The organism is Bacteroides celer (genome assembly GCF_002632415.2).
Lineage (GTDB): Bacteria > Bacteroidota > Bacteroidia > Bacteroidales > Bacteroidaceae > Bacteroides.
On record NZ_CP178209.1, the window covers coordinates 5978676 to 6005068 of the forward strand.

Consider the following 26393-nt stretch of genomic DNA (forward strand, 5'->3'; position numbering starts at 1 on the left):
ATCTCCTTCTTATTTAACTTGCGTGCCTTCACGCACCAGTCCGGCGCCTTCCGATACGATTTCATCACCTGCTTTCAGTCCGTCCAGCACCACATATTCGCGCCCGTCATTGTTTTCGGCCACTGTTATCAGGGTAGAGACAGCCTTCCCATCCACTACCTTATATACAATCGTCTTATCCTGCATCTTCACGGTGGCCGTCTGCGGGATGGCGATACAATCTTTATAAATGCTCGGCACTACCACCGTGCCCGAGGCTCCGCTATGAAGCAACCGCGATTCGTTGGGAAACACCACGCGCGCCACCACAGTACCCGTTTGCCGGTCGATGACGCCGCTGATGGATTCGATGACACCTTTCTTATTATAAACCGAATTATCATTCAGGCGTAATTCCACTTCCGGCATGTTCTTCAACGCTTCGTCCATGTCGCCATACTGGCGGGTGAGGGCAAGCAACTGATTCTCGGTCATGGAGAAATAGACATACATATCCGAATTGTCGCTGACCGTAGTAAGCGGATAGGGCATATTGGCACTTACCAATGCGCCTGCACGATAAGGCAATGCGCCTACGACTCCGTCACTGGGACTTTTCACCTCGGTATAAGAGAGATTGTTGCGGGCACTGATCTCTTGTGCTTCGGCCTGCGACAGTTGAGCTTTGGCGGTGAGATAAGAATTTTCGGCCGTTTTCAGGCTGAATTCCGAAACTACTTTCTGCGCATACAGTTCTTTGTTGCTCTTGTAGGTCAGTTCGGCAGTACCCAGCGCGGCACGTGCTGCTTCCACATTGGCAATGGCAGTTTTGAGTGCGGCCTTGTAAGGCACTTGGTCGATAATGAAAAGCGATTGCCCGCGGCGTACTTTTTGCCCTTCGGTCACACAGAGTTTCTCAATCGTTCCCGACACCTGCGGATAGATATCAATATCCTGCCGCCCACGTATGCTCGCCGAATAGGAAGAAGAAAATTCCTTATCCACCGCTTCTATCTGCATTACTGCATAAGAAGAAGATTTCACTCCCGCATCCGATGCTTGCTTGCAAGATGCCATCCACACTGTACAACCGACAATCCCTATCAGCCGTATCCATTTTTTGCTTACTGTAATCATACTTTCTCTTTTGGTCTTTTGTTAAATCCTGGACAAAAGTAGGAGAAAAGAACAAAGCAACAGTGACCAATTTCCCTCCATAAATGTCCCATTCTCGCCATTTACGTTTATTATAGCTAACTATTTGTCAATAAACGACATATCAAACAAATCTGAAGAAGTATGGGACATTCTGTTTTCCCGATTATTCACCAACTTTGCAAAAAGTAAAAAAGGAAAGAACATGGAAAAAGAGAACATTATTACGGTGGATATAGAGGATTTTAAGGACAGTCAGCACGTCCTTGATTATATAGATGATGACTTTGCGATAGTCAACAGTCTGGAGGGAACTCCTTATAGTAATGATACAATCAAACTGAATTGTTTTCTCATCGCGGTTTGCATAGAAGGGTGCATCCAGCTGGACGTCAACTACCGGACCTACAAGTTGCAGGCGGGCGAGCTGCTGCTCGGTCTGCCCAACACGATTATCAGTCATACGATGCTTAGTCCTAAATATAAAGTCAGGCTTGCCGGATTCTCTACCCGTTTCCTGCAACGTATTATTAAAATGGAAAAGGAAACGTGGAATACTGCCATTCATATCCATAACAATCCGGTGAAGTCGGTTGGCAACGGGGAGGATAAAACTTCCTTCGGATTCTACCGGGATTTAATTATAGCCAAGATAAACGATGAGCCTCATTGCTACCACAAAGAAGTGATGCAATATCTCTTTTCCGCTATCTTTTGCGAAATGCTGGGACAGCTTCACAAGGAAATGGAAGCCGCCGGCAATACGGAAGGTTCGAAAGAAGGCATCAAACAGGTGAATTACATTTTGCGGAAGTTCATGGAACTGTTATCGAAGGACAAGGGGATGCACCGTTCGGTGAGCTATTTTGCCAACGAGCTTTGCTACACTCCGAAGCATTTCTCGAAAGTCATCAAGCAGGCGTGTGGCAGGACTCCGTTGGATTTGATTAATGAAACTGCCGTGGAGCATATCAAATACCGATTAAAACGTTCGGAAAAGTCTATCAAGGAAATTGCAGAAGAGTTCAACTTCCCCAATCAGTCCTTTTTCGGGAAATACGTAAAAGCGCATTTGGGAACATCACCGGCCAATTATCGGAACAGAAAAGAAGAATGACAAAAAGAATAGATTCTTATGTTAGAAAAATCTTTTTGGGAGTCTTGCTCATCTTACTATAAAAAATGAGTAATAATGTGCACATTATTACTCAATAACACTAAGATAACTCCCGATTCTTGACTTATACATAAGTCTATATTGCTGTTTCAGTTCTTTAGAAAGGAAAGAATGTTCAATCAGTTTATCTGTTAATTCATATACCTTAGTATATTTCTCCAGACAAGAGTTTACCAAACGTTCGGGTAGGCCTATTTTCAAACCAAAATAATAGAATGTTTTTCCTGTAACCGCCGATGCAGCACCGAAATAATCCGATTCAGGATTAACAAACAGACCTTTGCTCATGGCAAAGATACCATCGTTTATATGGAGATGAGTATTCAATAAATCGTATGCAGGAGATAGGCGGAATCTTCCTTTTTTCTCTTCCAATAAAGAAAAGTTCTTTAAATGAGCGTCGCCGTTAGAATAGACAAAATTGAATAAAACAAGCTCAAAGAAACGTAGTTTATCTACTTGTGGCACAGAACTGTATTTATCTATAATTCCTGCGAACTCTTCATAAGCCAGATTATCATATTTATAATCGGAACCTCCATTTTTCCTGGTAAGCCCGGCTAAAGAAGCAAAATCCTCCTTTTGTAACTTTCCTTTCTCCGACAAATCAAAACGTCGTACAAAATAAGCAGGGGTTCCGTCCTGAAAAAAGCATAATCCATTAGGAGCTGTCGGAATCCCATATACTTGCGCAGCTATCTGCATTGTCAAATGTTCGTTAGCAGGACAAAACTCCTTGTTACGAAGATTATTGGGAACAGGCTTTAATATGAATTCGCCTTGTTCTCCCTCTTTGGTTAATCGCAATATCCCGTCATCGGCAACTAAAGAATACTTAATCTGGACTCCAGAAACAGATATGCGTTTGCTATTGTTATTGAAGAGATCAATACCGACATTATCGTCAAAATGCCTGTAAGGTAATTCACAAGATATATTTTCTCCGTCAAAAAGCTGTTTCAAGGCTTTGGGTGAGTATCCGCTTTCTCCGCCAGTCTCCCGTAAAAGTGAGGGACAAATATGAGTATCTGTTTCCATTATCACACTTGTTTAACTGTTATTGCTCCGATTGTATCTGTATGGGCAGTAGCCAGAAGAATACCAAAATCATCCTCTTCATCAATATGCAGGTTTCTAGCTTGAATAATACGATTATCCCCTTCAGATGTCATATTAAAAAAAACAGGGAAAAGATAGGAAGAGGTATATTCCTGCTGTGTCTTGGGCATGGTCAGTGAGACAGCTGGGAGTTGTGGATTATTATAATAGTCCGTATCATAACAGAATGAATAGTGTTCACGATCTATTTCTGTTAACAGACCGGCATAAATACCTTTTATATAGACTTTGGCAAATCGACTCATATGCGTGTCTATTATTGAATATGAATACTAAGTCCTAAAGTTTTCAGGACATTAAAAAGGACATCGAAGCGGGGATTACCACTTCCACGTTCCAAGCGGACCAAAGCGTTAATCCCTATTCCTGCAAGAGTTGCCAACGTAGCCTGATCCAAGCCCAACTCTTTACGCCTTTCGCGAATATGTTTTCCTATCTCTATTAAATCCATAATTCACCATATATAGTGACTTTCTCACAAAGATAGAATCTTTTTAGTAGAAAAACAAGCTAATTCACCATATACAGTGAATTTACGCATAAATAGCATAGTATAAAAGCATACTATCATGCTTTTCACCATATATGGTGATTTAAGAGAGATACATACTTATAGAGGAAAGACATTGATCGCTGAAAAAAGTGCCAACATGAAGAATTGTATATTTTATCTGTCCTGCTCTTCATCATTCGAGCCGTTTCCTTGCACTTCATGAAAAACGCCCTCCATTTAGAGTTACAGATTTCGCAAATAACACCAGATAGGTACTATAAGCAAACAAGTTGCAATAAAAGTAGCCATTCAAAAACACAAACAGCTATCATTTCACAAGAGATGCATCAGATTGCTATTTATAAATCAACAGTAGAAAAAGACAAAGTAGCTCAATACATCCTCTTCAAAAACCAAGTTTAGCTTCCTTTAAAAGAAACGAAGGGTTTGATTATAGCAAACGGACGGTTTGTTTAAACCAAACAGAGGGTTTGATTACGGCAAACAGAGCGTTTGATTACGGCAAACAGAGCGTTTAATTACACCATATCGTGCATATTTCAAGGAAATAAATACAAAATAGAGAGAGATAATGTATATTCTTGCAATTGTTCATGCAGTTTATTTTCTGTTTGGCTCTTTTCTTTCTTTCCTTTTTTCGTGAATATCTTAAAAACAGAACAGATTCCCCGTTATATGAAAGTACCTTGTATCCGGAGACAGGCAGAAATTTCATATAGCGGGGAATTCTATTTCATATTCTCAATGAAGAGAATCAACGAAGATAATCAACGATTCTCGGCATCCTTCATACAACGCACGGAGAATGCATGGGAACGACCGGAGGAATGTGTCCAGGTCTTATCGGAAACTTTATAATACAGAGAAGTAGCTCCCTGATCCTTGTCATTTCCATAACTGCTTGCCGATGAGTTAGACCAATAGCAAGCGGCACCCTTAGCGGTATCCAATCCTGTATTATTACCATTATTACCGCCGTTGGAACCCCACTTACAACCTGCCAACGGCCAATAAGCATAGTTCGTACCGTCATAGCAATATTTAAATACCGCAGTTGCGCTCTGTTTCACAAATTCACCTTTCTGTTCTATCTCATCCAATACGCGAGGAGATACAACCCGGTAACCTTTCGGACAAGGATCATAAATAGATTTATGACCGTCAGAAGGATTGAGATAAGTGCTCGATTCGTTCGGGTTACCCCAGAAGTCATCTTTACGATCAGTACGTGCACCGGTCCATGCGCCCAGATACCAGTCGGATTTTGTATTCTCTACATTATTGGTATAAAGCAATGCACGGGGATTTTCTATAGAGAAGCGGACATTGGTGGCTTGAGTAGGTATGTTAGTACCCACGGTTCCCGACCAGCCCACCGGCGTAGGACGTCCCCACTGGAAGTAAACACCGTTTTGTTTCCAGTTGTCTCCTTCGCATGTCATGTAAGTACCCAAATTACGATCTAACACTACATATCCCGTATTACCATAAGGGTGTTCTGCCGGAGTAGGGGTCATCCAGATAATAAAACTCCAGATAACAGTAGTCTGATCCTCTCCATAGATAGCCACCTGACCGCAACCGCCGTCGTAGCCTCCACTTACCTTATAGGTATTAATCGTAATATTGTAATCACTGCCAACAGGAATGATGTCCGTAGTAGAACCATTCACAGCAATCATCTTATGATTAACATTCAAATCGCACCCGAGAATAGTCTTTGCATACTTAGGTTCTTCCACTTCCATGAAGTTACCACGTGCTTTCACACTAATCGTATTGCTCACACCACTGGTCGAAATATTCGTCATCAAACAGTTGGATTCACCATAAGCCCATCCACCTGCCAGCAGACGTGTCTCTACAGGCTCGTACCATTCACAGGAATTATCCGAAAGTTTCAAGTTATTAATAGCAATCGCATTGACTGCATTGGCTTTCAGCTGCTTTCCTTCCTTTAGAATAGGAATTGTAACCGTCTGCCGGTCATTCTCCAGAGTGACCACAATGTACACCTGTTTGCCGCTTAAATCAGCAGGATACGTAGTCAGATATATATCCTGTGCGGAAGCAAGCAACTCGGGAGTAGTCAGTGAAACAGTGGCATACGGTTTGGCATCCGTACCGTATGTCAACTCGTCCGTATCCAGATTCGCGGTAAACGTACCGGAAAGAGGCGTTTTCGTCTCCTTGTCATACAGGGAAACACTCTTTAGCCTGTACGTAGAAAGTTCCTGGGACGAGATGCTGAACTTCACATAAGCCATCGCATGATTCAACGTAAATTTGGCAAGCATATCCGGACCGCTGACTGTTGCTTTGGCAAATGCAAACCCATACTTTCCAATATGATGACTATCACCCGGACGACTTTGCTCCTGCTCTACAGACAAGGAAGAAGTTATCTTGTTCCCGTCTTCGGCTAGTTCCGTACTTGCCCGGTACGGGTAATAGATAAGAAGTTCCGTAGCTCCTGCTTCCGCCATCTTCACATCGTCTGAAGTAAAGACACCGGAATTCTGCCCGATCGATTCATCACTTAATAAAGACTGCACATTGTGAATATCAGTCCCTGCCGTACGGGAGAAAACTCCCAAGGCATCACCCTCACTCCAAAGCACCGGATAAACATCGCCTGTTTTATCACCGATAGAAACACGCGTCTGCGGAGACGAGAGTCCTACCAGCGTCAGACATGAACCTGCCGTTACCGGTTCCCGGCCGTTATCGGACGAAATAAGCTCGTCCTGTGTGCAACTTGTCATCATCAGAATCGTTACACCTATTGCATATAATTTATTTTTCATACCATTCATTCTTTTGAGTTACATCCTCGTTTACCATTCATTCTCTTCCAGATCACCGGCAGAACCGCCATCACTCCATGCGCCTTCTGTTCCTGCCGCTTTCCAAGTCTGAAAAGCGGAACACACGGCACGCCCCTCGGCATTATAGGCAATGATAGCACTAATGTAATTCACTCCCGGACGCAATCCTTCGGTGACTTTACGGGTATAGGGCAGAGATACCGGTTCTCCGTTTTCTTCTACGAATTTCACCAGCTTCACTTCAATGTTATAGTCAAAGCCGATGTCGGCCACCGGATAGAAATCAATGACTTTCGCTCCGAATGTAGTACCTGTTTGCTGTTCGGAAGTAATCAGAGCCGTATTGTCTGCAATCTCCGAAACTGTCAGGTTCATGGTGGGGATGACACGTGGAGCCGAATCATCCTTGTCCGAACAGGAGGCAGTTATCAGCAGTAATACGAAGATAAATGCCATGCTTATATGTAAGTTCTTCATAATCATATTGTATTAGTTTTATTTTTGTAGATTCTTATACCGTAGCAATGCTTCTAAAAAGTAATAATCGGCATACGTCAGGGGGACATCTACTTCGCTTTTATCTGGAAGTGCGCCTACGCTATGCTTCAGGAGGAAGTTCCCGTTCGTATCCGGTTCGGCCAGATACTCTTTCGAGGCAAGCGTGCGAAGTTGCTTTTCCGCCATGGTAAGATAAGATTCCTTGGCTTCCGTTCCGGGGATATAGCGGCTTAGCTCGATAAAAGCAGAGGCCATGATAGCGGCAGCAGAAGCATCCCGATAGGAGTGTTCTTCCACCGGAGCGTCAAAGTCCCAGTAAGGAATACCGTCGGCAGGTAGACGGCGGAGCAGCATATCGGCAATATGTCCGGCTTGCAACAGATAATTCTGATAACCCGTCAGGCGGAACATCATCGTATAGCTATACAAGGCCCATGCCTGTCCACGGCTCCAGGAAGAATCGTCCGAGAAGCCCTGCACTGTCTGCTTGCCGCGCACCGCTCCGGTTTCAGGATCGTAATCCACCAGATGATACGTAGAGTAATCATCGCGGAAATGATTCAGGATAGTGGTGTTGGCATGTGTGCAGGCTATGTTCTGCAAAGAATCATCGGCATAGGCTTTCGACATGGATAACAGTAATTCCAGATTCATCATATTGTCAATAATCACCGGAAACTTCCAGTCACAACCTTTGCGCACAAAGTCCCAGCTACGGATTACACCGGTGGTAGGTTTGAAGCGGGTTGACAAGGATTTAGCTCCCTGATAGAGCACCTGTTTATAAGCCTCATTGCCCGTCAGCCGGAAAGCATTCCCATAACTGCAGTTCAACTGGAAACCTACATCGTGATCTCTGGTCACGTACTGTATAGAGTCGAGTTTCAGCGTATTCTTCTCGGCCAGCGCCTTCACAGCATCGTTCCGGGTATATTCATAGATATACCAGAGGGAGCCGGGATAGAACCCGCTGCACCACCAATAGATATTCGAAGGGACAAACTCACCCTCGGCAGAGAGCGTGCGGGGAAGTGTCTTTTCCGTCAGGCGGGTATCCATATTCGTGTATTGTTGCTCTGCAACGGTAAACACACGGTCAATCAGCGCCTCCATTGGCTCCTGCCTGGAGCAGGATGCCAATGTTAGAAGTCCTAGTATAGATAATAATAAGATTCTCATACGTTCAATTCATTTTATTTGGGGGACAGGGTTGTAGTAAATGTGGCAGTCTGGTTGGCTGTGACCGTTGCTTCAAAGCCGACCATATAAGTGCCCGGATTAGCCTGGTCATAAGAGTTTTCACTAGTGGTACTCCATGTTTTGTAGGTAGGCTTCACGGTTCCGCTGGCTGTGAGATACATCACTTTGCTTCCATTAGTTAGTACGATGCGGTTACTTTCCACCGTCGGGACGGCAGGCGTCACCATGCACCAGCGTACTTTGGCGGATTTATCCGTTCTTGCCTTTATCTCATCCATGACTACTAAATCTTTATCGTTCACGATTTTCACGGTACGGGTAGCGGATGCAGCCTGATCGGACACTACTTCTGTCAGATCGAAAGTGGCTCCCAATTCCGTAGCAGTGTTGATGGTAGTGGTCAGGGTAGCCGCACCGTCCACCCGGTGACGGGCATCATTGATTGAGATCGTGCTATGATTGAGATTATTCAGGCGGAATACATCCCAACGCATCGAATTCTGTCCCATATCCCAAAGATTACCACCCAAACCGGCCAGTACCGACTCAAGAGTTGTATAACTTTGCAGACCGAAATCCATCGACCAACGCACTCCATACGCATCGTATACAAATGAACCGGCATCCATGTGCCCATGACTAGAACCGGCCTTGCCCCCTTTGATACCGAGGTATTTATCCGTATCCGTGTATGTCCAGTCGGTATGCACCATCACCACAGGCGTTTCCCCTTTTCCACTCCATAGCTTATTGGAAGGGGCGGAGATCGCATCCAGATTCAGATTATTGGCAAAAGCCATAATCATTGGCAGTAAGCGGTTTTCGGCACAGGAAGCGTATTCACCGTTCTTCAGCATTTTCAGTTCATTATAGAGCAATGACGGGTTACTGTATTTATCGGCAAACCACCATGAAGCAAGTGCTGCGGTAGAAGAGGGAGCACAGTCCGAATAATTAAAGAACTTGCTGTTCAACCCTGTCATATACAACATATATTCTGCCGTCTTGGAGAATCCCGGTGTATCGGAAAGTCCGTTATCCGTGCCAAGCGTACTGTTGAGGGCGGCAAGCATCAACACCTGATAAAGCGTGCCGTAACACCAGTAACCGCTGCCCTCCGGATAGTTGCCATCGGGAGAGTACATCACTTCCAATGCAGGTTTATTGGATTCTAAAGCCTTTTCAATCATGTCCTTTGCTTCGGAAGGATTGTTTTCATAAGAGGCCAGTGCCGCACAGACCAGTCCGCCATTACAAACCTGGTTCCAGTTGTTGGTAGCTTCATAGAAGTTTAGGTTCCAGTTCTTGTTCTGTGCCTGTTGGAAAGCAAACTTCAGCAATGCGTTGGCTGCTTTCGTACGGGTGGAGGCACTTAGTTCGTTATAGAGCCAGTCGTAGCCGAAAGCAACGGCCGTAGCCATTTCGCCCACATCGAGAAAGTGACGTTTCGAGTTCCAGTCGGGAAAGTTGCATACGGCATTGATATCGGTTTCCGCTTTAGTCAGATATTTGGCATCGCCAGTCATCCGGTAGGCATAAGCGCAGGTGAAAATACGCAATAAAGCATCACGGGAAACGTCGAGAATACGTTTGTTGCTGGCATCCAGCTTATAAGTCAGTGCCGTTGCGTTCATCCCTTTGCTGTTGCACACTCCCATAATGGTGTTATGCAGCAAGGTCAGATTGGCACTCGCATTTGCATCCACTTTGGCTTTCAATGCAGTGAAAGCCTCGGCGTTCATCAACAGACGAGGATGGTTATCCGCAGTCAGTTTGGAATAATCCAGTCCACCCTCCGGCTCCGTAGGATTCGGTTTCTCATGGGTAGATCCCGGACGGAATCTGTTCTCGTCCTCATCGGAACAACTTACGGCTGTTCCTACGAAGAAAGCTATGATGATTGTTTTAAAAAGAATCGTTTTCATGGTTCAATGAATTTATTTGTATTACTTCAAAGGAATAAGTCGTACTTTCAGTTGCGAGGCACGATTGGCAGGAATCACCGTTTCAAAGCCAACGCGGATGGTTCCCGGATTGCGGAAATCATATTCATGCGGGGGCACGTTGGACCAGATTTTCATTTCTACTTCCGTACCGGTATCTGCTGTCAGGAGCATCCGTTGTCCGTCTTTAGTCAATTCTATGCGGTTCTTGCCTGTAATCTTGGCTTCTGCCGGAGTGACCATAATCCAGGATACGGTAGCTTCCTTATCGCGCGTCTCCAAGCGGTCTATTACTTCCAGATGGTCTTTCTGATCCAATATCACGGTGCGGACAGCTTTCTTCACACTATTGGCAAACACAGTCGACAGGTCTACTTCCGCCCCTTTCTGTTTCTTCGACTCGAAAGTACGGGTGATCGGGGCATTGCTCTCTACCAAATGGCGTTCTCCGTTAATCGTCAACGTATTGTGAGCGATATTGCTTAGCCGGAATACTTCCCAGCGTTGTCCGTTCTGCGACATATTCCACAGGTCCACTCCCTTACTTTCGAGTGTGATATAACTCTGCATCCCCAAGTCCATCGCCCAACGCACTCCGTCTCTCTCGAAGATAAACGACCCGGCATCCATGTGTGCATGAGAGGTAGAGGGCGAACCTCCTTTCACTCCCAGATAGGTATCTTTCTTGCTGTCCCATCCGCCACGGTAGATAAACACAGGCGTATCTCCACGGTTAAACCAGAAGTTTTTCTTCGGCTTTCCGATCCGGTTCAGGTCGAGCTGTGAACAGAACACCATCAGGCTGGGCAGTAAACGGTCTTCGGCAAACTGCATATCCGGGCGGTCGAGATACTGACGTTCAATCCACAACAGGGAAAGGTCTTTCTCCTTGCCTGCAAACCAGAACATCATCATGTTACATTCCGCCTCTACCGGAGAATCCGAGAAACAGAAGCAGTCTCCACTCGGAGCCGTCATATACTGCATGAAACGGGCAGACTCCTTAAATCCGGGGGCTTGGGAGAGCCCATTGTCTGTGCCGAAAGCACTTTCGAGCGCAGCAATGAGCATTACCTGAAAACTCGTCCCGTACCCCCAATATCCGAATCCTTCGGGATAACCTCCATCAGGACCATAGCCTACCATCGCTTTCGGATTTGTCTCCATGCATTTCTCGATAATACCTTTCGAAATCTCCGGAATCTCTTCGAAAAGAGCCAGTGCACCATACGCCAATCCACTATTACATACGGAATTCCAGTTATTCTTGGCAGTGTAGAACCAGGCATGACGGGTATTCTTTGCCGCATCAAATCCTTTTTCGATGATTGCTTCGCGCACTACCCGGCGGGTGTCGGGCTGCAAAGAATCGTACAGCCAGTCATAACCGATAGCCAATGCCATTACCATCTCACCCACATCCAGGAAATGAGTGGGATTCCAGTCGGTGAAACGGCTGACAGCGAGCATCTCCTGTTCCGCACGGTGAGCGTATTTCTTATCTCCCGTCATACGGTAAGCGTATGAGAGGTAATAGATACGCTTCAATGCGATGCGCGAAATCGCCAACAGGCGTTTGCCCTCCTTGATACGTTCCACAGGTGGTTCCGTAAGTGTCCGGTCGCAAAGTTCCATGATCCGTTGGTGAACTGCTGCCAACGGGGGATACTCCGCAATAGCTTTCTTAATAGCTTCTTCTCCGCCCTCCGGCAATAACAGTCGGGGATGAGGCGCTATCTTGCCATAGTCAAACTGTTGCGCAAATACACCTGTGCAACCGGATACAAAAATGAGTAATAGTAAAAGTATTTTCTTCATCCTTATTCAAATCTTTATGATTAATACGCCCAACCGCTTCGTTTAGTCAGGTTCGGGTTCTTTTGCGTTTCAACGATAGGAGCAGTCCACGGCCACATATAATCGGTGTAATACCAGTTATACTCTACCATATCGCCCCACCAGGACTTGCCGCCATTCACGTCTTTCCCCTGGAACTTGGTTTCTTTATAGGTTCCCCAACGTACTTCGTCGAAGAAGTTAATTCCCTCCAGACAGAATTCCACGCGACGTTCATAGCGCACTCTTTCGAGCATGTCTTCTTTTCCGTTCACTGCGCACGGACCGCTTCCGCCCTCTGTCAACGCAGGCATGTGGGCGCGGGTACGTACTTTATTCACCAGGCGGATGGCTTCTCCTATCTGGTCGGTCTGTGCCAATGCTTCCGCATACTGCAACAATACATCGGTATAGCGAATCAACGGCCAGTCGGTATGGCAACGGCTCCGGCTAATCAAGCGGCCTTTCTCAAACTCATTGTATTTACGATAGCAGTAGAAAGCGGAAGTACGTTTATCCAGCCAGAAGTCTCCGCCATTCGTGCCTTGTTCCTTCAAGGGCCAGCGAAGTTGTTTACCGATTTGGTTGGCATCTCCGGCATAGTTAGGCTTGTAGCAATCTACCGGGATATAAGGGGTAACGACTGTCTGTTGCAAACGTGGGTCGCGGTTGTCATACGCCTTTTTAATGCGGGCTTCGTTACCGCTGTTCAGGTAGTATTTCTGATAAATATCTTCACCTACGCGTTTGATAAGGGCATTCTTTTGTGAGGACATGGATTCCAACCCGTCACGGCAGAAGAAGATTTCACGTTGTTGCGGAGTCAATAAGTCCCAATCTTCCAAACCGTCTACTTCCGACCATTTGAAGTCCGATCCGTCGGCATTCTTATAATAGTCTACAAAGTCTGCGGAAGGTTTTATTTCCGTCCATCCGTCATACGTATCACGCGCACCGGTCATTTGCTGAATGTTGTCACAGTAACCGGTTTCTTCGCTAAACTGGAGCGAGAAAATCATTTCTTTGTCTTTCTCGTTTTCATATTTGAAGAAGTCGGCATATTCGCCTGTCCACAAGCCGTAGCCGCAGGTTTCCACTTCTTTGAAATCGTTGCCTGCTTCCTTGTATTGCTTCTTCCACATATACACCATGCCACGAAGCGCATAGGCAGCTCCCTTGGAGGGGCGTCCGTAGTTTTCGTTCAGCGTGTTATGGGGGAAATCAGGATTATTGATGCAATACGTCAAATCGTCCAGAATCACTTGCCAGACTTCATCTACCGAAGATTGACCACGCGTACAGTCTTCATTATTGATGGGTTCCAGATAAACGGGAACACCCTGATAAAGCATATTCAGACGGTTATAGGCCCACGCACGGAGGAAACGGGCTTCGCATTGATAACGTGCCAGTTTATCAGTACTCATATCCGCTTTATGCAGATTGGCAATCGCATCGTTACACGCATGGATGATGGTGTAACAGAACTTCCATTCATACCACACCTGAAAGTCATTGGCAGGTTTGGTAGCCAGCGAAAGCAGTTCCACCGGATAGTTGTTGGAATAATAATCGGTTGCGAAGCTCATGGCTTCGATTCCCTGGCGGTTCAAACCGTCGGCACGCCGGAGCTGGGTAGACGAGAGTTGTGTGGCATAGAACGGATAGTAGAGTCCTGCCATTCCCTTGTCGGCAAGCTCCTCCGTAGTCCACATGTTTTCACTTGCGATCTGGTCTTCCGGGGCCACATCGAGAATATCCATGCAGGAGGTAGCAGCCAGAGCCATCGTTAAAATCATTAATATCTTTTTCATATCAGATTCTGTTTTTTAGTTCTACATCATTAAAAGGTAATCTGTCCGCCAAAAGAGATCTGACGCATCAATGGGTAGCCGATTTCAGTTCCTATTTCCGGATCAAGTCCCGGGTAACTGGTAATCGTCAGGATGTTATCCATCGACACGAAAGCACGGAGCTTATTAACAAAGAACTTGCTGGAAATCCGTTGCGGCAACGTATAGCCGATTTGGATATTCTTCAACTTGAAGTAGTCGCCCTTATATTCGTTCCAGTCGCTCTGGATTCTGTTATTATAGGTAGTACCGTATGTCAGGCGGGGATATTTGCCCCACTGGTTGGTGCGCGGATCGTCCGGGTTGGAAGGATCGAAGAAGTAATGGTTATCGGCGATATGCTCGATAATGCCATATCCGTGGCTGACCAGTGTCGAGTTGTAGTAATCCGTATTCCAGTTGAGGTAATGCCCGAAAGCTCCCGACCATAACATGGAGAAATCAATGTTCTTGTAAGAGAAGGCACAGTTGAAGCCCAGATTGAATTTCGGGACACTGGTGTGTCCGGAGAAATCCCGGTCGTTCGTATCACCGTAGTTCATATCACCGTTGCTGTCGGCATAGAGTATGTCACCATACCAAAGCTGGTCTTTGGCAACCGTCTTCATTCCTCCGAACGAATAACCGGAGTCAATCATGGCCTGCACCCATACCATATCTTCTTTCGTACGTATCATTCCGTCCTTCGGTCCCGCATGGATATCCACCGCACCTCCGGTATAGCCTTCGCCGGAACCTCTGTACACCTTATACATATAGGTTTCTCCCAGTTGGCGGCCTTCGCAGATGTAGCCTCCGAAACCAGATTCAGACACATCACTGAAGTTGTTGACATAGCTCACTTTGTTTCCCTGTGCATCATACGTCCAGTATTTCTGGAGTTCGCCTTTGAACTTCATCACTTTGTTGGCGTTGAAAGAGAAGTTCATACCCACTCGGTATTCGAAATCTTTTCCGATACGGTCGTTCCAGTTGAGGGTAAATTCAACACCACGGTTGCGCACTTCACCCAAATTCTCGGGAGCAGAGCCTACAACACCCATCGAAAGATAGAGTTCGGGATGGTAGAGAATGTCCGAAGTATACTTATTATAATAGTCTATCTCACCCGTCAGGCGGTGGTTGAAGAAGCCGAAATCAAGTCCGATGTCGGTGGTGGCGGTACTTTCCCAATGCAGCTTGTCGTTGCTTAGTTTCTTGCGTACCAATCCTTTGGTTCCTTCACCGTCGATTACAACATTGCCTGTGGCGTAGTTTGCCTGCCAGTCGTAGTTGCCCGTTGAGTTGTTACCTGTCTTTCCCCAGGAAACACGGAGTTTCAGGTTAGAGAGATAGTCCGATGCTCCCTGCATGAACGATTCTTCCGAAATACGCCATCCACCGGAGAACGAGGGGAAATATCCCCAACGCTGGTTCACACCGAAACGGGAGGAGGCATCGGCACGAAGGTTGGCTTCGAAGAGATAACGCCCTTTATATCCGTAGTTGACACGGCCGAAATAAGAGAGCAATCCCCATTTGGCAGGTGCCGAGCTGGAAGAGCTGACGAGCGTCTCGTAAGTGCTTAGTTCGTTCAGCGTCCAGTCCGTAGCGCCTTTACGGGAAACGGCAAAGCTCTTGCTGTAATATTCCTGTGCAGAATATCCGAGCAGTGCGCCCAGATCGTGGTCTTTCTTGATGGTTGTATTGTAGCGTACCAGTATTTCGGCACTCTGACGCCAGGTGCGTGCGCTCGTATTGGTGATGGAAGCGTTCTCCAACGCGCTTTCGCTGACACGCTGGTCGGTGACGTAGTCCCAATAACCATTTTGGCGGCTATAAGAAGACTTGTCGGTGAATGTCGGCGAATAGTTGAAAGTACCTTCAATGTTGAGCCCTTTATAGGGAGTGATAATTCCGTAGACTGATGCATTGAGACGCCATACGGTATTGAAACCGGTGGCTCCTGCCATCTGACCGAAGATATTATTGGCATTGGAAGATTCTTCGCTGGCTAGCGCGGCACGTCCCCAGTAGTTCGGTTCGCCGGGATATACACCCGGAGTGGTCTGATAGAGATACTTGAATCCGTTGCTGATATTAGCCATCCCGTAATCTTGCTTTTGTCCGTAGAGACGGGTGCCGACGGTCATCCATTTCACTATCTTGGCTTCCAGGTTGGTACGGAAATTGATTTTCTGCGTACTTGAGTCGAGGTTCCAGCGGTTCATGACTCCCTGATTGTCGAGATAGCCTAAGGAAAGCATGTATTTCACTTTCTCCGAACTGCCGGAGACAGACAGGTTGTGCTCTTGCGAATATCCGGTGTCGAATACTTCGTCGAACCAATCGGTGTTGGGATAAGCCACGTAATTGGGTACTCCGTACTCGTTCAACCCGTTCGGATCGGCAGAAGCAGCCCTCCAGCGGTCGATGCTTTCCTGCGAGAAGATGCCTTTGGTATTCACATTGTCGCAAGCCTCGTTCACCAGTCCCATATAACGGGCATAGTCGCTTACGAAAGAGAGGTTGTTGTAGGGCATCTGCACGACTCCCGAATAAGAATAGGAGATTTGCGGTTTGCCTTTCCCGTTTTTGGTGGTGATAAGGATGACTCCGTTGGCGGCTCGCGTACCATAAATAGCTGTGGAGGCAGCGTCTTTCAGTACGGAGATGCTTTCGATGTCGTTGGGGTTCACATTGTCCATGCTCCATTCGATACCGTCCACCAGGACCAATGGGGAGTTGGTATTGAACGTACCGTTACCGCGGACGCGGATGGTGGCACCGTCCGAACCGGGTTGTCCCGAAGCCTGCGTGACGTTCATACCGGCGGCAAGTCCCGAAAGGGCGGAAGAAACACTCATGATGGGTCGTCCTTCCGTCTGGTCGGCAAAGTTGATGGAAGTCACAGAACCGGTCAGGTTCACTTTCTTCTGTACACCGTAGCCCACTACCACTACTTCATCCAGCACTTTCGTTTCCACTTTCATCTGTACATCAAGTTTCGTACGCCCGTTCAGGAGAAGCGTGGTGGTCTGATAACCAATGTAACTGAAAGAAACGGAAGGTTTGGCAGAAGTTGTTTTTAAGGTGTAGTGTCCGTTCAGGTCTGTCAGGACACCGTTTGTTGTACCTACTTCGACGACGGAAACACCCGGCAGGGTTTCTCCATTCTCATCGATCACTACTCCACTTACCGTGGCAGATGTTTGTGCCCACACCACATCTGTCAGTAAAAAGAGCAAAGCCAATAAAAATAATAGATAATGCTTCTTTTTCATTTTATTAGATTTAATGAAACAATTAGGTTGTTAAATACTCACCCTGCAAAGAAATGGGATATTTAGCCAATCTAATAATACTGTTTAGGCGATTGATGCCACTAATTAATAAAATTCGGAGGAGAATGGAAAGGAAAAACAATCTTTTAAGAATTCGACTAGTTTTTATCAGAAAATGACTAGATAATTTTATTCCATATTTAAAAATTGATTGTATTTTTGTCGGATACCTAATAACTATTCGTCGAATATCTAATAAAAAACAGTATGAAAAAACATTTTCTACTTCTGATTCTATCACTTTTATTCCTACCGCTTGCACAAGGCAAAGTAAAACTCCCCGCAATGATGGGAGATCACATGGTGCTTCAACAGAACAGTTCCGTTAAATTATGGGGTTGGGCAGACGGCAAAAAAGTAACCGTCACTACTTCATGGAACAACCGGACTTATCAGGCATCTACCGACAAAGACGGGGCCTGGCTGGTGAAAGTGGACACTCCCAAAGGAGGTTATACACCTTATTCTATTACAATCAGCGATGGGACTCCGGTCACTCTCTCGGATATACTGATAGGGGAGGTGTGGATCTGCTCCGGACAGTCGAACATGGAAATGCGCATGATGGGAAATGCCGCACAGCCCATTGACAACTCACTTGAAACGCTTCTAAACTCGGGAAATTACCGCGACCGTATTCGCTTTATTACCGTACCGAGAACCAATGATACAGAGCGCCGCACGGATTTTGAAAAAAGAAAATGGGAAGTTTCGTCACCTGAAACGACCATTGATTGCAGTGCCGCCGCCTATTTCTTTGCCAAACAACTGACTGAAAGTCTTCATCTTCCGGTAGGGCTGGTTATCAACAGTTGGGGAGGTTCGGCTATCGAAGCATGGATAGATGAACCGACATTGAAAACCGTCGAAGGTATGGACGTAGAAGCTGCCAAAGATCCTAAAAGAGGGGTGCATCAGCGTCTGGAATGTCTGTACAACTCGATGTTATGGCCTGTTAAGAACTTCACGGCAAAGGGTTTCCTCTGGTATCAGGGAGAATCGAACATATCCAACTATCAGTTCTATGCTCCGATGATGACTGCCATGGTGCAGCTATGGAGAAACGTATGGGAGGCTCCCGATATGCCTTTCTATTATGTGCAGATTGCTCCTTACAAATATGAAAACAGCAGCAATACGGGGGCCGCTTTATTGCGTGAAGCACAGATGGAAGCATTGAAAACGATTCCTAATTCGGGCATGATACCCACTACGGATATTGGTGATGAGTTTTGTATCCACCCATCGCCAAAGGATGTGGTAGGACTCCGGCTGGCTACGCTTGCGTTGACTAAAACATACAGCATCGGCCGATTGCCATCCAACGGTCCGATGATGACCAAAGTGGACTATGCGGACAAAAAGGCTATAGTGACATTTGATAATGCACCTGCGGGGTTGTTTCCTACTTTCTCCGAACTGGAAGGATTCGAGATTGCGGGAGCGGACAAGAAGTTCTATCCGGCGAAAGCAAAGATTGTAGGACGTACCAACACAGTAGAAGTGTGGAGTGAAAAGGTAACCCAACCGGTTGCCGTGCGCTATGCTTTCCGTAATTATGTGGGAAATATCACGCTGCGGAATACTTTCGGATTGAGTGCTTTCCCGTTCCGCACGGATACGTGGGACGACGTGAAATAAAGGAAATTATGAAACGATCCATCTTATCTATATGTATACTGCTGGCATCGGTTTCTCTGGTCTTCGCCAATATCTACAAGAAATATGACGTTAGATCAGGGTTATCGGGCAATTGCGTCCGGAGCATCCTCCAGGATAGCATCGGATATATGTGGTTTGCAACGCAGGACGGGCTGAATCGTTTCAACGGTATCGAGTTTACCAACTACGGACATTCGTCAGAAAACGGTGGAAACAGTTATATGAATATAGTAACGATCTGCCGCCATCAGGATAACAATCAGATTTGGGTGGCCAGTACGGAGAAGCTGTATTTATTCGACTCGCGGGAAGAGAAGTTCTCCGTATTCGATACACAGACGGAAGACGGGGTGACAGTCAACAGTGTCTTTGGAATGGCATACGACAACGACGGGCAGTTATGGATCGGAACAGCCAACGGACTGTTTGTCTACAACGAGAAAAAAGGTACGTTGAGGCAGTATCTACATTCTCTTTCCGATCCTCATTCATTGCCGGACAATCACGTGTGGGTGATCTACAACGACTCGTTCGGAACTATCTGGATAGGCACCCGGAATGGTCTGGCAAAATACAACCAACGCACGGACAACTTCACAGGGTATATATCCGAAGATACTTCTTTCGGACGTCCTGCCTGCAACGAGATTATCTCTTTGATGGAAAGTTCGCAGGGAGTATTATGGGCGGGTACATGGTACGGGGGACTGGCACGGTTCAATAAGGAAACGGGGCAATTCCGCTATTACTTCGGAGAAGGGGACACGCTTACCATTCCACGCATCCGCACCTTGTTTCAACGGACGGCCAACTCTTTCTATCTCGGCTCCGACGACGGACTTTATACATTCAACACCACGACAGGAGAATGTCTGCCTACCGACGACGGACAAAATAAAGAAAGTATCTATGCCTGTTATCAGGATAGGGAAGGGGGAATCTGGATCGGGACGTATTTCAGTGGGGTGAGTTACCTGTCTCCCAAGCATAAGGATATTGAGTGGTATTATCCCAATGGTACGGAAAATTCTCTTTCGGGAAATGTAATCAGCCAATTCTGCGAAGATCCCGACGGAAACATTTGGATTGCTACCGAAGACGGGGGACTGAATCTCTTTGATCCCCGCACGAAGAAGTTTAAAAACCATCTGTTGAGAAGCAGTAACCCTAATATCGGTTATCACAATATCCATGCACTGTTGTACAATGAAGGAAAATTGTGGATTGGCAGTTTCTCCCGTGGATTATATATCCTGGATATTCAAATGGGAAAAATGAAAAACTATCGCCATAACCGCGCAAACCCACATTCAATTCCTAACGACCATATCTACTCCATCTATCAAACGAAGGATGGCAGCATTTATCTGGGAACGCTTTCCGGATTCTGCCAGTATGACCCGGAAAGTGATTCTTTCCGGACATTGGAACCTTTAAGCCATATCTTTATCTACGACATGGTTGAAGACCCATACGGAGACTTGTGGCTGGCAAGCAAAAGGGATGGTATCTGGCGTTACAACCGCCAAACCGGCAAACTGCACAACTATCGCAACGACCCGGCAAATCCTGATTCTCCTTGCAGCAACTGGGTAATCCGTGTGTATATCGATCATAAACTACATCTATGGTTCTGCACCGAAGGTGGTGGCATCTGCCGTTATCACTATCAGGAGGACCGTTTTGAGAACTTCTCCACCAAAGAGAATCTGCCGAACAATATCATCTATGGCATACTGGACGATCAATCGGGTAACTATTGGCTTTCTTCCAACAGGGGACTGATCCGGTATGAGCCGCAAAACAAACGGGCACAACTCTATACCATCGAGGATGGATTGCAAAGCAACCAGTTCAATTTCCGTTCTTCCCTGCAAGCCAGTGACGGGAAATTCTATTTCGGTGGGGTGAACGGGTTCAATTGTTTCTATCCGTTCAAATTATCTATTAATAAGGTAAGACCTACAGCGTCTATCTCGGCGGTATATATGCATAGCCCCGACGACAAAGTAAGCCTTAGCAAGCGTATACCTGCTCTTAGCGGACAGGTAACTGTTCCTTATCAGGTGGTGTCGTTCGACATCACGTTCGAAAGTCTTAGTTATGTGGCTCCCAGCAAGAATTTATATGCCTACAAACTGGACGGTATTCACAAAGAATGGATATACACGGATAAACATAACGTATCTTTTCTCAACCTGCCTCCGGGTGAATATACTTTCCGTGTGAAAGCCAGTAACAACGATGAATATTGGAGCAATGACGACTGTTGCCTGCATATTGAAATTCTTCCTCCACCCTGGAAGACCATTTATGCCAAGATTTTCTATTTACTAATTGCATGTGGTCTCGCATATTTCCTGGTACAGCTTTATTTGCGTAAGCAGCAGGCTGTGAAAATAAGAAAGATGAAAGAGATGGAACAAATAAAGAATCAGGAGTTGTTCCAATCGAAAATTACATTCTTCACTCAAGTGGCGCATGAAATCAAGACTCCGGTAAGCCTTATCAAAGCTCCGCTGGAAGCTATTCTGGAAACACATGAATGGAACAGTGAAGTGGAAAGCAACCTGTCTGTGATACGGAAGAACACCAACCGACTGATGGAGCTTATCAAACAATTGCTCGACTTCCGCAAAGTGGACAAGGAAGGTTATACGCTTTCATTCAATGAAGTGGATATCAACCGGATGATAGAGGACATCATCGACCGTTTCCGTGCCATCTCCCTGACCGGAATATCTTTCAGTGTCTCTCTTCCGAAAGAACATCTGCAATATAATGTAGACCAGGAGGCGCTGACTAAAATTGTCAGCAACCTGCTGACAAATGCCATGAAATATGCCCGTACCCGCATTATGGTAATTATGGACGAACATCTGTCTTCTGAAGGGCGCACGCTCTCCTTGTGTGTGCGTGACGACGGTCCGGGTATTCCGCAAGAGGAATGCAGCAAGGTTTTCGAACCGTTTTATCAGGTAGGAAATACAGGAAACAACGGATCGGGAGTGGGAATCGGATTGAGTCTCGTCAAATTGTTGGTGGAGAAGCATAAAGGAAAGGTTTATATCAATCCCGGCTATACGGAAGGATGCGAGGTATGTGTGGAAATTCCGTATTTGGAGAAAAGCATCTCTGTCAGCCCTTCCATCACTTCCATGCCCGACAAGGTTCCCGCTTCGGAGGAAGAGGGCGAACCCGCCGGTTACTCTCTTCTGGTAGTGGAAGACACGACGGACATGCTGGAGTTTCTGGCTAAGAATCTGGGAAATACCTACACCATCCATACAGCCGCCAATGGCAAGGAAGCCTTGGAATGTCTGGAGACAACGACAGTAGATCTTATTATCAGCGACATCGTCATGCCTCACATGGACGGATTCGAATTATTAAAGTCCATCCGTTCCGACAATATGCTTTGTCATATCCCGTTTATCCTGCTTTCGGCACTCGACAGCATCGATTCAAAAATTGCGGGTCTTGACTATGGCGCGGACGCTTATATAGAAAAGCCTTTCTCGCTAAGTCACATGAAAGCCACCATCAATAATCTGCTGGAAAACCGACGTATGCTTTTCAACCACTTTACAACGGTACCGAATATGTCGTACGACCAGACATTAATGAACAAAACAGACGTGAAATGGCTGAACACGATTAATGAAATCATTACCCGCAATTTCACCAATGAAGAATTTACCATTGATAAGATGGCGGAAGAAATGGCTATCAGCCGTTCCAACTTACAGCGCAAGTTGAAAGGATTGACAGGAATGCCACCCAATGATTATATCCGGTTGATTCGGCTCAAAACTGCGGGAGAACTTTTGCGGGAAGGGGAATACCGGATTAACGAAGTCTGCTACATCGTAGGATTTAATAATCCTTCATACTTCGCGCGCTGCTTTCAGAAACAGTTCGGGATATTGCCGAAAGATTATGTGAAGAAAGGAAGCTAGCCTTTCATATAAGAAACCGAACAACCAAAGAGGTATTAATGAGCTGACCGCTCTTGACTTTGCTCACAATATTGAGTTTTTCTTCAAATGAATGTCGCATAAAAAACTGCACTCCTAAAGTTTTGTGTCTAACTTTTGGGGTGCAGTTCAATTATCAGGGAAGTACATTTCTCATCGCAGTGAGAATATACCCTTGTCAGAATAGGCTGAAACAGCTCATGAAGCCAATAAAAGGGCGAGCAATAGAATAGGAAGTAAAACTTCTGAATTCTATTAATTCGCCCTCTTATATTAACTCTCTTACGTATTATCTATTAGAAATATATCCCTGTTGAATTATATTTCAATAAGAAGCTGTTGCCGGAATACCTTCCTTTTCCAATAAAGCCACAATACGGTCTAACTCTTCATGCGTAGCCTTTTGCAAATCGTGGTCGGGAGTCTCCCGGTCGATCGTATAAATCATTACTTGACGGGGAGCGATTTCTTTCACTGCTTCTATCCAGGGGAGCACATACTTGTCGGATGTATTATCCATGTCTTTTCCCTGATAACCTCCTTTCAGGAACATCGTCTGTACGATGCAGTTTCCTTTGAACTCTTTCATCTTTTCGATGATCTTCTTAACAGAGTATTTTCCGTTAGGACGGTCCAACAGATGAATGTATTCTTCATCCACCGTATCCAGTTTCAGGATATTATTATCTATCTTGTTCAGTGCTTCGAATACGGCAGGACGGTCGATAAATGTAGAGTTACTCAATACGCTTACTTTTGCTTTTGGGAAATACTTGTCGCGAAGCGCAAGTGTATCTTCTATGATTTCCGGGAAATGGGGATGCGCAGTCGGTTCACCGTTTCCGGCAAATGTCAGTACATCGGGAGCGGGGCCGTTTGCCTGCATGTCTTTTAGTTTCTCTTCGAGAGCCGTGCGGACTTCTTCACGGGTAGGAAGAAGTTTCTTCGTACGATGTTCGGCATTGAAACCACACTCACAATAAATGCAGTCGAATGAACAAACCTTACCGTCGTCCGGCAATAAATTGATTCCCAAAGAAACGCCCAAACGGCGGGAATGAATAGGGCCGAAGATGGGTGAAGGAAAAATAATAGTCATCTTATTCTAATTATTTATTCATAAATCATAGCAAAGATAACCCAAAACTTATAGGTTATTCTATCTGTACGACCATTTTTTCATCATCCCAAACAAATTATTACTCTAACGCCACTCAAGAAACCACACGGAAATATTGATCCATTCTTCTCAAAAGCAGAATATACATATCACGTACTTCCCTTTGGGAATGTGTCGTGCTAAGCTCCTCCAGTCTATCGTGCAGACTATGCAATTCGTTCGTTAAACGTTTCTTTATACTATTATGTTCAGTAGCTTCCTGCATAATATCCAGCCACGCTTCCAAACATATCAGCTGAATATCCATCTGTTCATAACTAACGGCAGACTGCGGATCAAAACCATTAAACAATCCTTTATAAAGATCCCGGAAAAAATCAATATCGTCATACCCCTTCCGGTCACTCTGCAACGCCTGCAATCGAAGAGCTGAAATTGTCTTTACACTCAACAATTGTTTGAACAACTTCGCCAGTTCCGGATACAGAAGATTGTTTCTTGTTTCCAACAAATTCTCTTTTACATAGGTACATTCCATCTTTTTAACAGAATGAAATAAATAGTTGTCCAAATCAAGCATTGCCTGACGCTGCGCATCTGCCGGTTGAGAACTACCCACCACCTTTGCCATTTCCATCAGATAACTCCCATACAGACGAATAGCTTTTCTGTATATATCAGTGAGCGAACTCCCTTTATCGTATTTCTTCCCCTTATACACAATCTTATCCAACCGACTCACTACAGTCTGTAAATCCGATATTTTGACCGCATAATCTTCTGGAAATGAAGAATTAGAATTCTCCTTCCCTGATGGTTGGAATAAACGAATGTGATCTGGTAAATTATGATCTATCCATTGGCGGAGCTTCTCCCGTTCATCATAACAATTTTGGTCTCCTTTGAAAGGATGATAGCCAAAATAAATAGTCCGGCAATCATCATCTCCAACTTTTAAAGTCTTTCCACACGAGCTTTTCGATAAACTTCTGCGCAAACCTAAAAGATATCCAATTTCTTCCGTTATTTCATTTTGCAACAATTCTTTTTCCACTTCTTTAGAATAACGGTCAGCCAGAATACGCGAATCCGAGGCACCGCAACTTAACAGATAGTCGTCTAATTTTCCTTTTAGGAATCCATGTCCGATATTCAGACGACATGAAAGTATTTCTCCGGTACGAGGATGACAGATAAAGTCACTTTTGATCCCCGGTATTCTTAAATCATAAGATATAAAAGCACGTTGTTCCGCCGGAATTATCTTTCGGTCTGCATACCTTACTTGTAAAGCATCATGAATACCTGCTTTATGGAAGGCGGTATTCCATGCTTCCACTCCTTCCTTTACTGCCTGGAAGTATTCCTTCGGAAAAAGAGTGTCTACATAGAAAGTAAGCGGTTGTGACATATCCCAACGAAGAATCAATGAATCTTCTACCATACAATAAGGATTTTGCGAGTAATCTTTGAAACTCAATGTCCGGTAAGGTATTCTGTAATCTGCCAAGCGGATCTGATCTTTTTTCAGAGGTAGCAAGCGTACTGCACAAGTGACTTCCAAAGGCATACTACCTTCAGGCAATATAATGGCAGAACTGGACAGCATATATCTTTCTGCTTCAACTCCATGATAGCGCCTGACCGTAAACGACACACCTTCCTTAAAAGGATGTATTTTCATTATTTCCGACAGTTCCGGAACCAAGGAACGAATAAAACTATCATTATAGCTGAACCAGTCATCGCCAGTCATCAGATACTCTGTTATCCGAATAATAGCTCCCTGCTCTTTTGAATAGGCCACCACTGGATAACTTTTACCGGCAGGTTGCATATTTGACAACGAGAAAGATTGCTGATATGTGCTTTTTTCATCTAAAATACGCTCTGTATAAAACGGTTTTTGAAAGCAAATTGTAGCTTTATCCGGAGATATAATACGCACTACTCCCAGTCCGTCAACCGGACGATTCAACAAATCAAACCCTCGGTCTATCTGTCCACTGACTTCAATTTCCCGCCCGATATATTTTTCGGGTATTTCCAAATAGATTTCTTTTTCCGCTACATACACAGGAAACACACCGTCGATCTTATCCATCCCGGCAACAAAAAACTCGTCAAATGACTTGACGGAATCCTGTGCCTGAAGCAAAGCTGTGACACACAACAATATACCAATCACATATCTTCTTCTCTTCATGAA

At 45.3% G+C, this 26393-nt stretch carries 16 protein-coding genes; 3 read left to right on the top strand and 13 right to left on the bottom strand.

The window, feature by feature from the left end:
* Positions 1 to 9 precede the first annotated feature (9 nt).
* Positions 10 to 1116, bottom strand: coding sequence for an efflux RND transporter periplasmic adaptor subunit (locus tag CJF29_RS23755; protein WP_074559262.1), 1107 nt, complete (start codon positions 1114 to 1116; stop codon positions 10 to 12).
* Between the two features lie 223 nt (positions 1117 to 1339).
* Between CJF29_RS23755 and CJF29_RS23760 the strand changes: the two genes are divergently transcribed.
* Positions 1340 to 2251: a helix-turn-helix domain-containing protein gene (locus CJF29_RS23760; protein ID WP_074559263.1), complete on the top strand. Its 912-nt coding sequence runs from the start codon at positions 1340 to 1342 to the stop codon at positions 2249 to 2251.
* Positions 2252 to 2338: 87 nt separating this feature from the next.
* Here the strand turns inward: CJF29_RS23760 and CJF29_RS23765 are convergent, their stop codons facing one another.
* The 10 genes from CJF29_RS23765 to CJF29_RS23810 all read right to left on the bottom strand — a co-directional run bounded on the left by CJF29_RS23765 (position 2339) and on the right by CJF29_RS23810 (position 17365).
* Positions 2339 to 3349 (bottom strand): type II toxin-antitoxin system HipA family toxin, encoded by a 1011-nt coding sequence (locus CJF29_RS23765; RefSeq protein ID WP_099146453.1) that lies wholly within the window; start codon positions 3347 to 3349, stop codon positions 2339 to 2341.
* Between the two features lie 2 nt (positions 3350 to 3351).
* Complete coding sequence (locus CJF29_RS23770) at positions 3352 to 3675, bottom strand: HipA N-terminal domain-containing protein (protein ID WP_074559264.1); 324 nt, start codon at positions 3673 to 3675, stop codon at positions 3352 to 3354.
* Between the two features lie 11 nt (positions 3676 to 3686).
* Positions 3687 to 3881, bottom strand: coding sequence for a helix-turn-helix domain-containing protein (locus CJF29_RS23775; protein WP_004298788.1), 195 nt, complete (start codon positions 3879 to 3881; stop codon positions 3687 to 3689).
* 830 nt (positions 3882 to 4711) lie between these two features.
* Positions 4712 to 6751 carry a hypothetical protein gene (locus CJF29_RS23780; RefSeq protein ID WP_074559271.1) on the bottom strand — a complete coding sequence of 680 codons (2040 nt, stop codon included), beginning with the start codon at positions 6749 to 6751 and terminating at the stop codon, positions 4712 to 4714.
* 30 nt (positions 6752 to 6781) lie between these two features.
* Complete coding sequence (locus CJF29_RS23785; RefSeq protein WP_004324161.1) at positions 6782 to 7255, bottom strand: hypothetical protein; 474 nt, start codon at positions 7253 to 7255, stop codon at positions 6782 to 6784.
* Between the two features lie 12 nt (positions 7256 to 7267).
* Positions 7268 to 8449, bottom strand: a complete 1182-nt coding sequence (locus tag CJF29_RS23790; protein WP_074559265.1) for a glycoside hydrolase family 88 protein — start codon at positions 8447 to 8449, stop codon at positions 7268 to 7270.
* 14 nt (positions 8450 to 8463) lie between these two features.
* Complete coding sequence (locus CJF29_RS23795) at positions 8464 to 10395, bottom strand: heparinase II/III family protein (protein WP_004324159.1); 1932 nt, start codon at positions 10393 to 10395, stop codon at positions 8464 to 8466.
* Between the two features lie 21 nt (positions 10396 to 10416).
* A complete protein-coding gene (locus CJF29_RS23800) occupies positions 10417 to 12231 on the bottom strand; it encodes a heparinase II/III family protein (protein ID WP_099146454.1) in 1815 nt (604 codons plus the stop codon).
* A gap of 20 nt (positions 12232 to 12251) precedes the next feature.
* The gene (locus CJF29_RS23805) at positions 12252 to 14063 is read right to left on the bottom strand and encodes a RagB/SusD family nutrient uptake outer membrane protein (RefSeq protein ID WP_074559266.1); all 1812 of its coding nucleotides are present in this window, start codon (positions 14061 to 14063) and stop codon (positions 12252 to 12254) included.
* Positions 14064 to 14092: 29 nt separating this feature from the next.
* Positions 14093 to 17365, bottom strand: a complete 3273-nt coding sequence (locus CJF29_RS23810) for a SusC/RagA family TonB-linked outer membrane protein (RefSeq protein WP_099146455.1) — start codon at positions 17363 to 17365, stop codon at positions 14093 to 14095.
* Between the two features lie 267 nt (positions 17366 to 17632).
* On the opposite strand from CJF29_RS23810, the gene CJF29_RS23815 reads away from it, so the two are divergent.
* Together CJF29_RS23815 and CJF29_RS23820 are read left to right on the top strand one after the other, a co-directional pair.
* Entirely contained in the window at positions 17633 to 19066 is a 1434-nt protein-coding gene (locus CJF29_RS23815) for a sialate O-acetylesterase (protein WP_074558922.1), read from the top strand.
* Between the two features lie 8 nt (positions 19067 to 19074).
* Positions 19075 to 23046 (top strand): hybrid sensor histidine kinase/response regulator transcription factor, encoded by a 3972-nt coding sequence (locus tag CJF29_RS23820; protein ID WP_099146456.1) that lies wholly within the window; start codon positions 19075 to 19077, stop codon positions 23044 to 23046.
* Positions 23047 to 23389: 343 nt separating this feature from the next.
* On the opposite strand, the gene CJF29_RS23825 is transcribed toward CJF29_RS23820, so the two are convergent.
* Together CJF29_RS23825 and CJF29_RS23830 are read right to left on the bottom strand one after the other, a co-directional pair.
* Entirely contained in the window at positions 23390 to 24163 is a 774-nt protein-coding gene (locus CJF29_RS23825; protein ID WP_099146457.1) for a radical SAM protein, read from the bottom strand.
* Positions 24164 to 24278: 115 nt separating this feature from the next.
* Positions 24279 to 26390 (bottom strand): DUF5117 domain-containing protein, encoded by a 2112-nt coding sequence (locus CJF29_RS23830; protein WP_008641464.1) that lies wholly within the window; start codon positions 26388 to 26390, stop codon positions 24279 to 24281.
* Positions 26391 to 26393: the final 3 nt, after the last annotated feature.

Bases quoted from the DNA above. Each gene is read 5' to 3' on its own strand.
- CJF29_RS23775 (WP_004298788.1), bottom strand. From the start codon at position 3,881: ATGGATTTAATAGAGATAGGAAAACATATTCGCGAAAGGCGTAAAGAG.
- CJF29_RS23785 (WP_004324161.1), bottom strand. From the start codon at position 7,255: ATGATTATGAAGAACTTACATATAAGCATGGCATTTATCTTCGTATTA.
- CJF29_RS23770 (WP_074559264.1), bottom strand. From the start codon at position 3,675: ATGAGTCGATTTGCCAAAGTCTATATAAAAGGTATTTATGCCGGTCTG.
- CJF29_RS23765 (WP_099146453.1), bottom strand. From the start codon at position 3,349: ATGGAAACAGATACTCATATTTGTCCCTCACTTTTACGGGAGACTGGC.
- CJF29_RS23815 (WP_074558922.1), top strand. From the start codon at position 17,633: ATGAAAAAACATTTTCTACTTCTGATTCTATCACTTTTATTCCTACCG.
- CJF29_RS23820 (WP_099146456.1), top strand. From the start codon at position 19,075: ATGAAACGATCCATCTTATCTATATGTATACTGCTGGCATCGGTTTCT.
- CJF29_RS23800 (WP_099146454.1), bottom strand. From the start codon at position 12,231: ATGAAGAAAATACTTTTACTATTACTCATTTTTGTATCCGGTTGCACA.
- CJF29_RS23780 (WP_074559271.1), bottom strand. From the start codon at position 6,751: ATGAAAAATAAATTATATGCAATAGGTGTAACGATTCTGATGATGACA.
- CJF29_RS23810 (WP_099146455.1), bottom strand. From the start codon at position 17,365: ATGAAAAAGAAGCATTATCTATTATTTTTATTGGCTTTGCTCTTTTTA.
- CJF29_RS23795 (WP_004324159.1), bottom strand. From the start codon at position 10,395: ATGAAAACGATTCTTTTTAAAACAATCATCATAGCTTTCTTCGTAGGA.
- CJF29_RS23830 (WP_008641464.1), bottom strand. From the start codon at position 26,390: ATGAAGAGAAGAAGATATGTGATTGGTATATTGTTGTGTGTCACAGCT.
- CJF29_RS23760 (WP_074559263.1), top strand. From the start codon at position 1,340: ATGGAAAAAGAGAACATTATTACGGTGGATATAGAGGATTTTAAGGAC.
- CJF29_RS23755 (WP_074559262.1), bottom strand. From the start codon at position 1,116: ATGATTACAGTAAGCAAAAAATGGATACGGCTGATAGGGATTGTCGGT.
- CJF29_RS23805 (WP_074559266.1), bottom strand. From the start codon at position 14,063: ATGAAAAAGATATTAATGATTTTAACGATGGCTCTGGCTGCTACCTCC.
- CJF29_RS23790 (WP_074559265.1), bottom strand. From the start codon at position 8,449: ATGAGAATCTTATTATTATCTATACTAGGACTTCTAACATTGGCATCC.
- CJF29_RS23825 (WP_099146457.1), bottom strand. From the start codon at position 24,163: ATGACTATTATTTTTCCTTCACCCATCTTCGGCCCTATTCATTCCCGC.